This window comes from Acinetobacter defluvii (genome assembly GCF_001704615.3).
In the GTDB taxonomy this organism is placed as follows: Bacteria; Pseudomonadota; Gammaproteobacteria; order Pseudomonadales; family Moraxellaceae; genus Acinetobacter; species Acinetobacter defluvii.
In genome coordinates this window covers 191,081-206,406 of the sequence record NZ_CP029396.2, presented here as the reverse complement: position 1 = coordinate 206,406, position 15,326 = coordinate 191,081, and the positions used below count along the sequence as shown (strand labels likewise).

General features: G+C 38.3%; 4 protein-coding genes. 3 read left to right on the top strand and 1 reads right to left on the bottom strand.

Annotation, left to right across the window (positions count from 1 at the left end; all coding sequences use genetic code 11):
- Nucleotides 1-137 precede the first annotated feature (137 nt).
- Entirely contained in the window at nt 138-614 is a 477-nt protein-coding gene (locus tag DJ533_RS01665) for a hypothetical protein (RefSeq protein ID WP_005005780.1), read from the bottom strand.
- Nucleotides 615-2,306: 1,692 nt separating this feature from the next.
- Here DJ533_RS01665 and DJ533_RS01660 point away from each other — a divergent pair.
- The 3 genes from DJ533_RS01660 (at nt 2,307) to DJ533_RS01650 (ending at nt 15,324) form a co-directional block, all read left to right on the top strand.
- Entirely contained in the window at nt 2,307-3,941 is a 1,635-nt protein-coding gene (locus DJ533_RS01660; RefSeq protein WP_005005782.1) for a hypothetical protein, read from the top strand.
- Nucleotides 3,942-3,972: 31 nt separating this feature from the next.
- Entirely contained in the window at nt 3,973-10,605 is a 6,633-nt protein-coding gene (locus DJ533_RS01655) for a strawberry notch C-terminal domain-containing protein (RefSeq protein WP_058952558.1), read from the top strand.
- A 312-nt stretch (nt 10,606-10,917) separates the two neighbouring features.
- On the top strand, nt 10,918-15,324 hold the full coding sequence (locus DJ533_RS01650; RefSeq protein ID WP_065995269.1) for a hypothetical protein: 4,407 nt from the start codon (nt 10,918-10,920) through the stop codon (nt 15,322-15,324).
- Nucleotides 15,325-15,326: the final 2 nt, after the last annotated feature.

Sequence of the window (15,326 nt, the reverse complement as noted above, 5' to 3'; positions counted from 1 at the left end):
ACATTGCCTGAGATTGAATTAAAAAATAAAAATAAAAATATATTTGCAACCCAACTAACGTTGTAGTCTTTTCGCTTTAAAGCTGTGTATATACTAACTAAATTTTAGACAATAAAAAAGCCTCGTCAGAGGCTTAATTACGCAATTAACATTATTTGTTGACCGATCTGCGGTAACTCTAGTTTAGAAGTAGTGAACCTGTATGGTAGCTTCTCATATATGCTTTTAAAACTAAGAGAATTTCTAAAAAAATCAAAGCTTTTAGTGAGTTTAAAAGTAATATCGCCACTTGATAAGATTTGAATTTCGTCAATCATAGGTGCTGCAGCTTGCTTCGCATCTGTATCAATCATAAATGATAAATCACAAGCTTCACGCATGATCTGGTTGATAGTTTTCTTATTAAAATCTAGACCTGTAACGTGGTTAACTTTTTCAGCTGATACAACGTATCTACCGTCTTCTGCAGAATAAAATGCATTTAAATTATCAACTAGAATAAGCAATTCGGCAGATAAAACACCTTTTAGCAAAATATCAGACGAGCCAGAGCTAAACACATTGAAGTCAATGAGTATTTTTTGATGTCTAAGACTAAATGATTGATATTGCATATCTCGAATTCCCATAGGCATTCTGAGTAGACATTATAGCATCAATTCGTTAATTAGACTACGATTAAAAGCATTTTTAACAGTAATTTCTTAATAAATAAGACTATGAAAAACAGTGCCTTATATGAGTAATATTCACAATTACAATGTAAGTTAACCAATGTAATACTTGATCAAATAAATATGTGCTCAAGATAGGCACCCAGCGAAACTTTTTTATAAATGGTTTGTAAACTTTCTTCCGTCCTAATGACGTAAGTTATTGTTTTATAGTGGTGCCAAAATACGAGCGAAACTTTTTTATAAATGGGTTGTAAACTTTCTTCCGTCCTAATGATGTAAGTTGTTGATTTATAGTGCTGGCAAATTTCGAGCGAAACTTTTTTATAAATGGGTTGTAAACTTTCTTCCGTCCTAATGATGTAAGTTGTTGATTTATAGTGCTGGCAAATTTCGAGCGAAAGTTTTTTATAAATGGGTTGTAAACTTTCTTCCGTCCTAATGATGTAAGTTGTTGATTTATATTGCTGGCAAATTTCGAGCGAAAGTTTTTTATAAGTGGGTGTAAACTTTCTTCCGTCCTAATGATGTAAGTTGTTGATTTATAGTGGTGCCAAAATACGAGCGAAAGTTTTTTATAAATGGGTTGTAAACTTTCTTCCGTCCTAATAGCGTAAGTTATTGATTTTACTTTTTTGTCCAGATCCAATAGCTCAACTATCATAGATAGTATGTTTAGTATGTTTTAAGGTTAGGTTATAACTTTTTGGCTGTACCTAACTTCCAGCGAAAGTTTTTTATAAATGGGTTGTAAACTTTCTTCCGTCCTAATGACGTAAGTTATTGATTTATAGTTGTGTCAAAATACGAGCGAAAGTTTTTTATAAGTGGATGTAAACTTTCTTCCGTCCTAATGGCGTAACTCATTGATTTTCTGTTATAGTCTGAACTCAGCGAAAGTTTTTTATAAATGGGTTGTAAACTTTCTTCCGTCCTAATGGCGTAAGTTATTGATTTGTCGTAAAACAAGCTAAATAGCGATCGTTGGGTCATATATAAGGGCTATTCCTCATAAAATCTGAAAGTCTTTATTATCAAGGCTCTCAGGAAATTGGAGAAGTTATCCGCAACGTTTTGAATTTAATTTGCGCTCAAATGAATTTAATTTGCGCTGGAAGTATTTTTTATTCTATTTAATTTTATTATAAACAGCGACTTACAACACTTGCTAGTTTGCAAATTTCCAATATTGCAAAAAGCTAAAAAATGAACAATATTTTACTCATATTTTTAAATTCATTCTAATATACAAGAACTTAATTTGTGGATAGAATTTAATAGGAAAGTGGATAAAAACATCAAAAACCAGCTAAAAACGCCTTATTTTCTAAAAATTCAAATTCAATTTGCGCTCAAATGAATTTGATTTTCGCTCGTACCATTTGTGTTTTTCCGTACTAATCCTGTAATATCATGAAAAATAAGCATAAAAAATGTCCCTAATTAACTTCCCTTAATTAGAAAGATAATAAACAAAAAATTTCTTTTTAAAAATTTACTCTTAAACTTTTTAATATATTTTTTAATTTTTTATTTGCCTCCTTAGTATATACCAATGAGGTTTTGTAGTATTTTATAAATAGCTTGAGTCAATGACCAGCAATCAAAAATATAAAGCGTGGAATTTAAGAAATGAGTAAAAGTGATAATACGATTAAACGTATCGTCATGACTGTAGATCAATTTTACAAACATGATGAACAAGACGAGCTGTATGCATACGGCTTTGATATGTCTACCAATGAACCAGTTCGCATACGAATGAGTTCATCTGAAGAATTCACGAAGATCATTAATAAACTCAACAAGCATCATACTGAGAATGTTTCAGTAGATGAAGTCCACGCAAAATTTGATTCTGGACGTAACCAACGTACTTCATTAGACACACATAATCGCGGTGCTAACCGTGGTCGAATTATCTGTTTTGACAAATGTGTTGACTCACCCTACGAATCTCTTGACGGTTATAAAACTTATGTTGCTCAGTGGTGCAACGTAATGAGTAACAACCCGAATTCACAATTAATCAAAGCAGTCACTTCTATCAATGTGCATCAACAAAAAAACGGCGATTTCTTTGTTAAAGCTCAAATCATTGAAGATGCAGCACATATGCAAGTGCCCAATGTAAAAATTAATTCTCCAGCACTTCATAACGCTATTATTAAAAATAATTTACAGCTTCTTGTTAAATCTTTATCGAATAGTACTGACAACCAACCTGAGCGCATTCCATTTTCAAAAATTGTTGTGCGCTATGAGTCTGGTTCTGTATTAACTACAATCCCATTGATTCCAACCTATGACAGTGCTGATCGTGAAAGTGTTAAGCAATTCGCTAAGCCAGATCCGTTGATGCAACGTGGCGGTATTGATAAAACTAAAAAGTCTTATCGGGTTGCTAAAGATCCGATTGAAAGTATCAAAGATATTTTGAACGGCAATGACTTTCACACCGCAACTTTTGATCCAAATTTTGTACCATCCAACCAGCATGAAAAAGACCAGTTCGATAAACAGGCTCAGAACGTTTATGTTATGGACCAGGCCCGTATTGCCCTGTTTGCATTACTTGGCGATCGACAAATTAAAGTGTTCTACAATGAAGATGTAGACAAAGAAAAAAATCAAAATTTAAAACGTCTTTACGCTGGCTTGGTGAGTCAAAAATTACTGCCTGAGGTTTATCATGGCCAACAACTACAACTAGGTGCGCTTTACAAAGACACGTTCTTAAAGAAATTTTTCAACAATAAAACGCCTCACGCTGGTTTTCGCAAGGTAGATCCAGAAATAGATTTACGTACTGGTGAGGGTGTTCGTGGTGTTGGTGCACCTCCCCTAGTGAATCAATTTACCGATGACTACGGCAATCCAAAACCGCACGACTTAAATCCTCAATTTTTAAGTCAAGTTGATCGTCAGACCATGAATAAATTGACGCATGCAAAACAGCAATTTGCTGAAGCGTTTATTGTTATTCAACCACACCAACGGAACTCGAATAATTGTTTTGTCTCGTTTATCGAGCCTGTTGAACTTACTCAAACCCGTATGAATGCGTTGAACTTTTCAGAAATTACGGTAGAGCATGTACAGCAACATAAAGCTTCAATCGATAGTCCGTTATCTAAGAACTTCAACCACGATCTTTTACCTGATCCACAAGAGTTAATGATGAAAGTCAGACAGCCAGAAATGGATGTTAAGAAAAGCCAAGAAAAGGCTGCGACTTCTGATGTCTATAACGACATGACTTTTTAATCAAATAAAATAATTCTTCTTCAGGTTCGCTATGACTACTCATGATTTAAACGAAAAAATTAAATGGATCGACTTATCACAAGCTGGTGTATATCTCGATGTACGGCGTGTTGGCCAGACGGATAGCCAATTACTTTTATTGGACGTTCAAAAAAAACTATCTAAAGAAAATTTGAATAACATTGGTTTTACACCGATGAAGTTTGAGGCTTATCCTCACTTTGACGGTCACTTGTATCAATACAATTTGAATGAAACGATCAAACCAAGACTGTTTCATGAAGTTTTGGGTATTCCAAAAGAATTTATCCGTAGTGTGCTTGCGACTCGCCAAGAATTGCATGATTTATTCAATGCCCAAGCAAAAACATTGGTGCCACAACGATTGAACGTTGCGTTGAATAGTGCAACTCCACTCGGTTATAACTCTGATGGCAACAAAATCTATGCTTCAGCTCATAACCGTTTTTACGTGAATGCCCAAGGTACGCAAATACCTGAAGGTCCTAATGATCAGCCGTCTAGTCTGTACTTACGTGCGACCAAGCAAAAAGATTTAAAAGAATGCTTAAGAGGCTATATCTATCAATTAGAACATGAAACAAAGAGCCATAATCACCAGGACTTTTTAAAGTTTTTAGCTCTAATCACGCAAGCCAAAAATGCTGACGTTGATGTATCCAAGGTAACAGATAAACAGATCCATACTGCAGAAGAAGCGCTTGAAACAGTGATGGTCGAAAAGTTAGGTGAGCTTGATTTTACTGAGAGCTCATTTAAAACGAGTTTAGCGTTATACAATCGCATGCCGACTAAGACCATGCGAAACAATACGATTCGTATGTTACAGCAATATTCGACTCCAATCCCGATGTCACTTGTGGCTCAGCGCTTATTGATTGAGGGTGATAACCGAACAAAACAAAACTTTTCCGTGCTCGAGCCAACTGTGGGTAATGGATCTTTAATCGGTTTATTAACCCAAGAGCGTAATGCTTCTGTCTATGCGGTTGAGTTAGATCCCAAACGTGCTGAACGTACAAAAGCACTGACTCAAAATTATGAATGCACGGTTGTTACTGCAGATGCTACACAAATTGATTTTGAGCAAACGTTTAAGCAAAAAGTTGACTATGTGATTGCCAACCCTCCTTTTGGTGCTATGGATAAACTAGAACGTGTTGCACCAATTTTGGTTCAACAGCGTAACGGCGTAGATCCAAACCCATTATTGGTAGATCCATCAGAAAACGTCTGGTTCAGTACGGATAAATTGGACCATGCCATTCTGGTTAAATCACTAAACGCACGAAACGATCAAGGGCGTTCAGTTTTCATTATTGGCTCAGATAAACAGATTTCAGATGGTACGGTTGAGCGTAAATCAAAGAATTTACTTAATTATCTCTATAAGCATTATGAAGTTGAGGCGGTTGTAGAAATCCACGGCAATGCATATGCACGAAACGGCGCTAATCAAAATGTTCGTATGTTAGTGGTAGGCAATCGTAAAAACGAACAAGCGTTACTACAAACTTACCAATCTTCTGTGGTACCAGATAAGTTGAAAGTCATTACGGACTATGACGAACTTTGGGGATGGGCTAATAACGTAATCTATAATCGTTTGAATCCGAATAAGGATCTATACTTCAAGCCAACTACTCCGACTCCAGTTGAGCAACAAGCACAACAAGCACCAGTGGTTGAACCTGTTGTTGAGATTAAGCCTGTTGAAAAAGAAAATGACGATTTGTTTGCCAGTCTAGGTGATGAACAGCCTGTTTCGCCACTTGAAGATATTGCATCAAGTGTAACGCCTACGTCTGCAGTCACTATGTTTGATGAAGTCGTGGTCGCTAAAGAAGAAGAGATTAAGCAAGAGGAAGCTGTCAAACCAAAACCGATGTTTGGTCGTAAACCTAAATCAAAACCGAATAAAGTTTCTTTTGACTTTGGAACCGTTGAAGTTAGTACGCAAACAACCAGTTCAGATGATGATGTACCTACACCAACTGAAGCTACACCAACGTTTGAAAATGAAAATGACAATGATTTCGTGCCTGAGGTAAAGAATCCGCACGAGAACCAAAATCAGGATGAAGACCTTGACGATGACGTTAATCTTCAAGTAGGTGATACCACGGCGACCAATGAGGGTGAAACACCTGAACAAACACCAGCTGAAGAACCAGCGGTAGAGCAAGTAAAACAGGAACCGGGTTTAACTGCTGAAGAGATTGCTAAGTTAAATTCTGAATTAGCGATCGGTACTGAGCAAAAAGAAGAACCGACTGTTGAATCTGACCAATCAAATTTACAGCCGATTGTTCCTGTTCCTAATGCTGAAAACACAACAGAACCAACTCCGGAAAATATATACCAAGTTAAGTATATACCGATGTCTATGGCATCTGAGCCAATTGCTTTAGTGGCTAAAAACCAGATTAAAGCGATTAATCAGGCAAATGCTCAATTGACTACACACATCCAAAATGTATTAGGTTTTGGGGGTATCAATTTCCAAGCTGAAGTCGATAATGGTAACTACCCTACTCTTGTTGATGCCTATGTCGCTAAGAAATTGCAATATGACAATTTTGATGCACTAAAGTCCGCTTTTGCATGTGAACAGGTCGATGCGGTTGCCCATATCATTTTACGTTTTGACCAAAACTTACCTGTGCTTATTGGCGACCAGACGGGTTTAGGTAAAGGTCGTATTGCAGCTGCGTGTTTACGATATAGTGCGTTAAGAGGAAAGCCCCCTGTTTTCCTTACAGATACAACGCAACTCTTGAACGACATTTGGCGTGATATTGTTGCTACAGACAGTGACAAGTTCTTTAAAGATCCGTTTATCTTTAACTCGGATGCTGTGATTAACCGCTTTGGTACTGAAGAGGTTTTATTCACTGGCCAAGATCTGCCTAAGGAAATTGAAGATATTCCAGCGCAACATGACTTGGTATTGGCAACGTATAGCCAATTTAACCGACCAAACCGGAAACGTGCGTTATTGACTCGTTTTATTAATCAAGACACTGTTTTGGTGATGGATGAAACGCACCGTGCAGCATCCTTGAAATCAGCTACAAGTCAATTTTTCTTAGATGTTATTGATCAGACCAATCTAATTAATTTCCAGTCTGCATCGGCAATTAAGAAACCTGAAAATCTTGAATTCTTCCATAAATTGTTCCCTCGATCCGTATCTCGTAATGACTTACAAAAGGTTATCGAAAATGCAGATGGTCCAATTTTGGAGTTTATTTCTGAAGGTTTGGTAGACAGCTCTGCCATGATTCGTAGAGAGCAAGATCTCTCGCACATTACCATTCAAACCTTTGTGCCAACTGAAGAGGAAATTAAGAAATTTCACAATTACTCAGATGTTCTTTCTGACATCTTGACGGACATGGTGAAATTTTCTAAAGATATTCGCCTCGATGCGCTAGAAAACATTGCCAATGATGATGATGCTGTTGCCAATTTAGACTTTCATCAGGATTCAGACGATCCGAAAAACCGTTTAAGTTTGAGTGTGATGAACTTTGGATCTCGAATGTACCAGATCCAAAAGCAATTCCTATTGGCATTGAAAACTGACTCTACAAGTGATGCTGTGATTCAGGCATTACATGAGGGTAGAAAGCCCGTGATTGGTTTGGAAAATACGGGTGAGAGTCTATTCAACATTTTGATGCAAAGTCGCATGGAAGCGATTTTAAAAGCAGATACGGCGCAAGACGTTACCGCTGATTCGCCTGAAAAAGAAAAAGCGTTTAATAACTTCAAGTCGGTATCGTCAGAAATTGAATTTCTTGAAAATGAGCTTCAAAAACTCATGATCAAAGAAAACCGTGACGCTGGCGATGAAAAAGCAGCGAAAAATATTCAAAAGGAATTGACTAAGCTTGAAGATAAGCGCGGTAGCTATCTGCAAAGTCAAATTTCTGTTTTAGATGAACTCCCACAATTCCGTGACTTGCTTGAAGTGATGTTAGATCGCATCGATGTGGTGAAAGCTGAAGATAACTACGGTAACTCGTTCGTTAAGAAGCTCAGTACGGAAGTGACATTTAATGAAAACGGCGATCCAGTGGTAAGTCCGTATAAAATCATTTTGGATCGTATCAAAGAAAAGATTCAAAAGTTCCCTGATCTACCTTTGATGCCTTTGGACGTACTACGTAACAAGGTGACAAAAGCTGGCTTCAAGATTGATGAAATCTCTGGCCGTCAGATCCACTTAACGGAAACAAGAGACGGCAAATGGAAGGTTAATAAACAAGAGAACAATACGACACAAGGTAAGATTTTGGTTCAATCAAAATTCCAATCTGGTGAAATCGATGTTGTTATTGTGACTCGCTCTGGTTGTACGGGTATTTCTCTACATGCAGCCAAAAACCCTGATCCTACAATTCCATCGGATCACTTGCGCCAACGTGAGTTGTTTTTCTTGCAAAAACCTGAGAACTCTACCGATACGATTCAGATGATCGGTCGTGTGGGTCGCCGTGGTGAAGAATCACATCCGATTATGACGACAGTAGATTCGGGTATTCCAGCAGAAACACGTATGCACTTAATGATGATGCGTAAACTGTCTACCCTATCAGCGAACGTCTCTGCCAACTCAGAAACCAAGTTTAACGAAAACGATTATCCTGACATGCTCAACTACATTGGCAACCGGGTATCGTTGGACTATTTGAAAAATAACGTGAACTTGGCGAACACACTTGATATTGATATTTCGGATGATGAAAAAGGACCATCGTATCGCACGGCGCAAAACTATCATGTGAACCAGTTGCTATCTAAACTGATTTTGATGCCGATTAGTCAGCAAGAACAGGTTTATCAAGACTTGGTTGTTGACTATAACGATAAGATCCGTGAATTAGACTTGTTGGGTCGTAACCCACTCAAGACCAACTTTTTAGACTGGAAAGCTAAAAAAGTCCGTGAGTTTGAAGTGAAGGACAACTTCTTTACCGTGACTTCAGAAACAGAAGCAGCCAAGATCAATACCTTTGATCTACCTGTGCGTTTTGAAGGTCTGCAATACATTGAACATGTTGAGCCATTACGTGCTGACAATCTAAAACTCATGTTCAAAGAAAGTGATGATTATCTGGTGCGTCAATTTAAACGTATCAATGAAAACATCAATGAAACGGTACACGGACTACTACACTATGCCTATAACTTTGAGGCATTGATGTACCAAAAATATGAAGGCTTTGCTAAGCAAAAGTTATTTTTCAAAAGTGGGCAAATGCGTGGTGAAGTAATTCGTGATTATCGACACGAAGTATTTGATCATTTCGGTGTTGTTGAAGCCAATGTAAAACACATTGATGATATTCAATTTCGTAAACCTGATGATCACTCTGCAGATGCCTTTGAGAAAGTAGCTGAAGCGGTTTATCTAGCCAATGATCCTATTTTGACCTCTAACTTTGATCGCATGTATCGAATTGTTCAGGATCTAAAATTCTTGGCTCGTTCTATGGAAAGGAACGAAAAAGAAGGTCATTCAGCGCATGGGTTATTGTTCCTTATCTCAAAACCTAGTCTTTTTGATGATGAAGTGACGCCAGATCACAAAACAGGTGCTTTGCTACGTCTAGACCTACCGCCGTTACGTGGAGGTGCAATCACACCGAATGCGGTTAAGCTTGATTTGGTTTACCCTGGTGATAAGAAGTCGTTTAAAGTTCCACTGATCAATTACACCATGCAAAATGCCAAGCAAGACTTGGATTGGGTAGCTCCAGTGAGTGAAAAAGGACGTATTATCCTAAAACGCTTCAATCCTGAATTTTATTCTTATGCTGATGTGAATAGACGTCATGTTGAGGATCGTCAACCCTTGGTGAACTTATTTACTGAACAAAACAATTATTCCCGTTATACGCGTACCTATTTTGAGAAAGCGCCGTCTGGTGATGTCACACGACAAGCGATTACCTTAACGGGCAATATGTTCAAGGCACATAAGATTGTCAGCTCACTAGATCTACGACATTCAACCGTTATATTTACCGATGCTGATGGTATGCGTAACCGTGCGTTATTATTGCCATCAAATACACCAACTGACTTGTTTGAAAGCTCTCTTGAAAACCAAGTGACGTTTAAGCAAGTTAAAGAGATTGCGAACTTCTTTAATCAATTGCCTGTAAACATTGATTTCAACCGCAATAACTATGTGGGTACTAAGGTTAATTTCCCGTACAAGAAAGCAAGTATTGAGTTCTACTACAACGGTTCAGACTGCTTTAATGTGACGGTGAAATCTGTTGCAAAACAGTTCAATCGTTTTATGTCGAATACCAACGTATTCCATGATCCTAAAGGCGGTAAAACAGATGAATCGTTGAACATCCACTTTACTGAGCCAGGCCGTAATGAGTTTAGATTTGCGCTTGATCTCAAGGATGTTGAACGCTTTGTTGACGAGCTGGACAGTACAACCAAAATTGAAGCTGCCTTTTTGGATTTAAAATCTAAACTTCCTGATGGTAATGGTTACTTTTTAAATGAAATTAACCGTATGCTTAATCCTCCAGAAGAGCCAGCTTATAAGGCTGAGTTACATGAGGGTAAAACCCTAGATAACGATCAAGAAATCCAGCAATTATCTTTCTAAAACCCTCCCTTAAAAGGTATATACCAGACCATACGTGAATAACAATTACGTGTGGTCTAGTTCGTATATACCATGTATCATATCTGTGACGATCACATTGACGTTTTAAAAAACAAATACAGGTATTTTATGTGCAACTCTAATCCCTTAGAGGAATCTTCTAATAACTCAGATTTAGTGGATTTTGACAGTGAATTAGACATCACAACTGGTTTTAATTCTGACTTTAAAGAAGACTTTATTTGGAATGTTGATACAGATTCTAAAAAGGACTCTTAAAATCAGAAAGGCCACCTGTCATAAGGATCAAATATGGACCAAAGCCCTAAACAAGATAATTTTGACGAGCAAACACTTGATCAACTGCAAGACGGCCAATCATTAACTTTCAATGAGGGCCTGGAACAGTGGGATGATTTAAGTTTGGACGGCGTGGAATTTCAATCCATCCAGCCTACGCCACAACAAAACAATGTTGCACAAGATCAATCGCAACAATACCAGTCTGAACCACATCCCAAAGATCCCCTATCTGAACCTCCATTAATGGAAGAACCGCCAGTCATGCAAGATGATGGGTATCAATATGATCAGCCTATGGGCGGTAACTCTGTACCTCCTGGGCACCCAGATTATGATTACGCTCCCCCTCTTGAAGATACTCGGTTGAACGATGATGAACCGATGTTTTTTGACGAAGGTGATTATGAGCGTAGTAGCTACCCGATCTACGAGAATGAACAGTCCATCATTCCTGAAAACACGTTTGATCTTTCCGCTGTCACTGTCAATGATTTAGCTGAACTTGATCCTGTTCTGATTGGTAAAGTATTTGATGCACTTGAGCAAAGAGATCCAGCCAGTCAATTAGAATTCTTTGCAGACATCGGGCTTGATCTGCAGAATGATGATGATCTTAAGTTTATTGCGGATCTGAATAAAATCCAGACTAAAAACGCACTGGACCAAGGATTAGGCAATATTGCTGAAAATAACAGTTCATTGCCAGTTGAAGACCGTGTATATACAACTGCAGACTCTAAATTATTCCTATCAGACAATGATCCTGATTTCCTCCTTTCCAAAGAAGAGAATCCATTTGAAGCCGTTCAAGTGGCTGAAAAAACCCTCTTTAACTTTGAGACAAAATCTTTTGTCACTCAGCCCTACTATGGTTTAAGCCTGAAGGGTGCAACTAAAGAAAATGCCCTCAACTTCCTGAGTAATCGTCAATTCGCGATTGAAGGCTTGATTAACCAAAACCAAGTCGTGCGTGAAGCAAAGCAGCAGATCTACAACGAAGTTACGGGTGCACCGAATACCTATTTTTCAGGTGAATTAACCGATAAAAACCAAATTAACGCATTGATGCGCCAAGTGCGTGACTTTTGCTTAATTCGTGGGATTGAAGCTGAAGAACTTGGCTTAGTGCCAAAAACTATCGTCATGGATCAATGGCGTGTGAATAGCGACCATACAGCTGCTCGACTTGAACAACTTGAGATTCACTATCTTGAATTCAATACGGACACGTTAACCAAGGAAGTAATTCAGTTATTAGAAACCCGTGAACATAGCGACCAGTTGCAAGCTGCTCTACTTTTGAAAGAACATAAAGAAAATCAGAAGACTAAAGAGACAGTAAAGGAAGATGTTGAATCAGCTGATCCGAATGCACCAAAAGGTACACCAAAGAGCACATTAAACATTGCTGGTGGTCCACAAGACAAAGCAAGTTTGGCTGCAAGTAGCGTTGCCTCTAAAAGCTTTAAGGATATGCGAAATGAGGAAGGTAACGAACGTCCTCCTTTAGCGCGTGAAAATAGCCACGGCCATCCACGCACGGTCGCTGATGAACTCGCTGCGCTCAGTGCAAAAATGATTGCAGTCATGATTGAACTGGTTAAGAAAACAATCAAGTTGATCATTGCAGCGATTATGGCCATGTTCAACAAGAACAAAAGCCTTGATAACCTGAAAAATATTTGGGATAAAGCAATCAATCCTGATGTTACCGTTAAAAGTAACCATCCAGACGCACAACAACCCGAACAGCTTGCCAATACAGCCGATAAATCAAAATTGACTGAACCTGGTAAGAATGCCGATATTTTAAAACCGATCTCAAAAGAGCAAATGTTGCCTCTTTTAAACGATCCATATACCACTCAACTGAATAAAGACCGTGACGGCGTTACCTTAGAAGAATTCGATCTAAATGTCGCTAAAGTCTATGCCATTGACGGTGAACAATACATCGTGATTGATGTAGTCGGTAAGGATTCTGTCGAAGGTGTTGAATCCTCTACCCCATTTATCAAACTGGTTAAGGAAGCAGATTTACCGCCTCAAGTGGAAGGTAGCGATGCACCTACCCCGATTACGCCGTTCTATTTAGAAACGATTGAAGACAAAGTAACGTTTCTCTCAATTGAAGAACTGCACGAAGGCATTAAGTCTGAAAAGATCCATGAGTTTGAAGGTCGCTTTTTTGAACCCATTTGTTCTCAGTATTTAGAACAAGCACGTATGTTCCTTGGTGCCGAATATCCATTAGGGCAAGATCCAGAACAAATGACTGAAGAAGCCAAAGCTTCATACAAAGATCAGTTTATTCAACGTGCCTATCAATCAGGTCAAATGATTTCGGATCAAGTAAAGAAAGCCAAATCTAAACTTTCAAACCTTTTGGGTAAGTTTAAAGGCAATACTGCAGAACAGTCGGCAACTCAATCAGCACCGCAAAGCCAAGACCAAAACAATGACGGTAAACCAATGAACCCTTATGACAGTATTTATGTTGATCATGATTCTGACTTAGAAGCATTCTTTAAAGACCGTCACAACAATGTTTCTAATGCTGAAATTGAACAGTTTGTCGGTATGGTTTATGAAGATGAAACAACCCAAACCAATATGGTTGTTTTGGATATAGCTTCCGATAATCTGGATAAACGTGCGATCGTTGTGCCTCTTTCGGTGATTGAAGATCTCGAAAATATCACTGAAAAAGATGTGCTTTATCTTAAAGACATCGTGAATGAATCCTCTACCGTTCCACTGTATGAGCTGGAGTCTGTCGAGCCGATAGACGAGTTAAATACGCTTGGTAAATTTTCAAGCGAATACTTAGACAAGCTCAAAGCCGATACCATCAACAATACTGCAGAACAGACTAATACTTACGCCAGATCTGCCGAACGTGAACTTGAACTTTCAAAAATGATTTTGGAAGGCAAGCTCAGTGTTGTAGGTGCTATGGTGAAAACGGATTACGGTCAATTCGTGGTACTGACTTCAGATTCGGAAGGTCATAAATCAATTGCACCCGAATACAACGCCGTGGCCATTACCAACCTTGATCGTCAAATTACCACGGAAGATATTATTAATGCCGGTATTACAACGATACCGCGTAAAGATATTTTAGAGTGGAATACTGTCACGGCGCTCAATGAAGAATCTGCCAATCAGGTGACTTATTTAGATCCTGAAGTTTACCAAGCAGTAAGTAATGCAATTCATCAAAATCGCGAAAAAGAATTGATTCAAACCTTGAGTACGTTACAACCCTCTGCAGCACTCAATAGCATCGGTTCAAAAATCATTACGCAAGATGGCAATACATATATTGGTCTATGCGCCAAAGATGATGGCAAATCAGGCGAGTACTACGCCGTAAAAGCTCCAGATAATCAACTCTCCCCGATTGGTGCAAGCTATATCAATGATGTTGGTGTTGAAGTCATTAGCCGTAGCCAAATTGCTGAATTTCAGAATGCGGAAAATAATCAGCAACAACTAATCAGCCATGATGTGTTTGTTACATTGCTAAATGCAGTCAATAACAGCAATGAACAAGAAGTACTTCACCTCTTCTCTAACTTGGACCAGGTGAAACAACAAATTAAAGATTCGTTATTCAGCGAAAAGGAAAGTGAAAAAGTGATTGAACAAAATCAATTTATTGAACAACTGAAAAACAATAACCTTGTGAAAGCCGATCACATTAACGCGCTTAATCAAATTGCTGATCAGATTCAAAATACGCAACTGAAAAATGTTGTTAAAGGTATGGCCTCAACCGTTGTTGCGCCTGAAAACTCTCAAAACGAGATGTATGTTCAAAGCTTTCTACATCTCAACCAACGCCTAGACACGTTACAACAAGATTTAAAGCTTCAAGCAGCATCAAATCTTATGAATGCTGAATATAAGCAACTTTTTGAATGTATGGATGATCATCTAGTACTACCTACTGCGTATGGTGATGCCAAGTTTGTAAACCTTAATAGTGTTGAGCCTCGTATTGTTGAATTTAGAAACTCGGCTGAAACAGGTCAAATCTTTGACAGCTTCAACGCCGTGATTGCCGAAACAGGAAACGTGGAAATTGCGCTTCAGCACTTAAAGCAAGAGATCTTAACCGATCACTATATCGCTGCGATTCATGAGGATGTGAAGTTACACCGTCTAGAACAGCAAGACATGGAAAAAATCAAAGAAGTGAATCAGATCCTTGAAGCTGATTTTGATAAAACTGGCCTACGCTTAGAAGCGCTCCAAGATGGTTTGAATCTCAATACTAAAAACTACTTAGACCAAGTAAAGCTTGAGAAAAATACGACATCTCAATTTTTGAGTGACCTTGATAAGCATATAGATTTAGAAGTCGCACGTAGAAACGATCATGACAATGATCAAACATTGGGGCGTTAATC

What these genes read in the sequence shown, in the direction of transcription:
- DJ533_RS01665 (WP_005005780.1), bottom strand. Translation starts at nt 614, where the DNA reads ATGCAATATCAATCATTTAGTCTTAGACATCAAAAAATACTCATTGAC.
- DJ533_RS01660 (WP_005005782.1), top strand. Translation starts at nt 2,307, where the DNA reads ATGAGTAAAAGTGATAATACGATTAAACGTATCGTCATGACTGTAGAT.
- DJ533_RS01655 (WP_058952558.1), top strand. Translation starts at nt 3,973, where the DNA reads ATGACTACTCATGATTTAAACGAAAAAATTAAATGGATCGACTTATCA.
- DJ533_RS01650 (WP_065995269.1), top strand. Translation starts at nt 10,918, where the DNA reads ATGGACCAAAGCCCTAAACAAGATAATTTTGACGAGCAAACACTTGAT.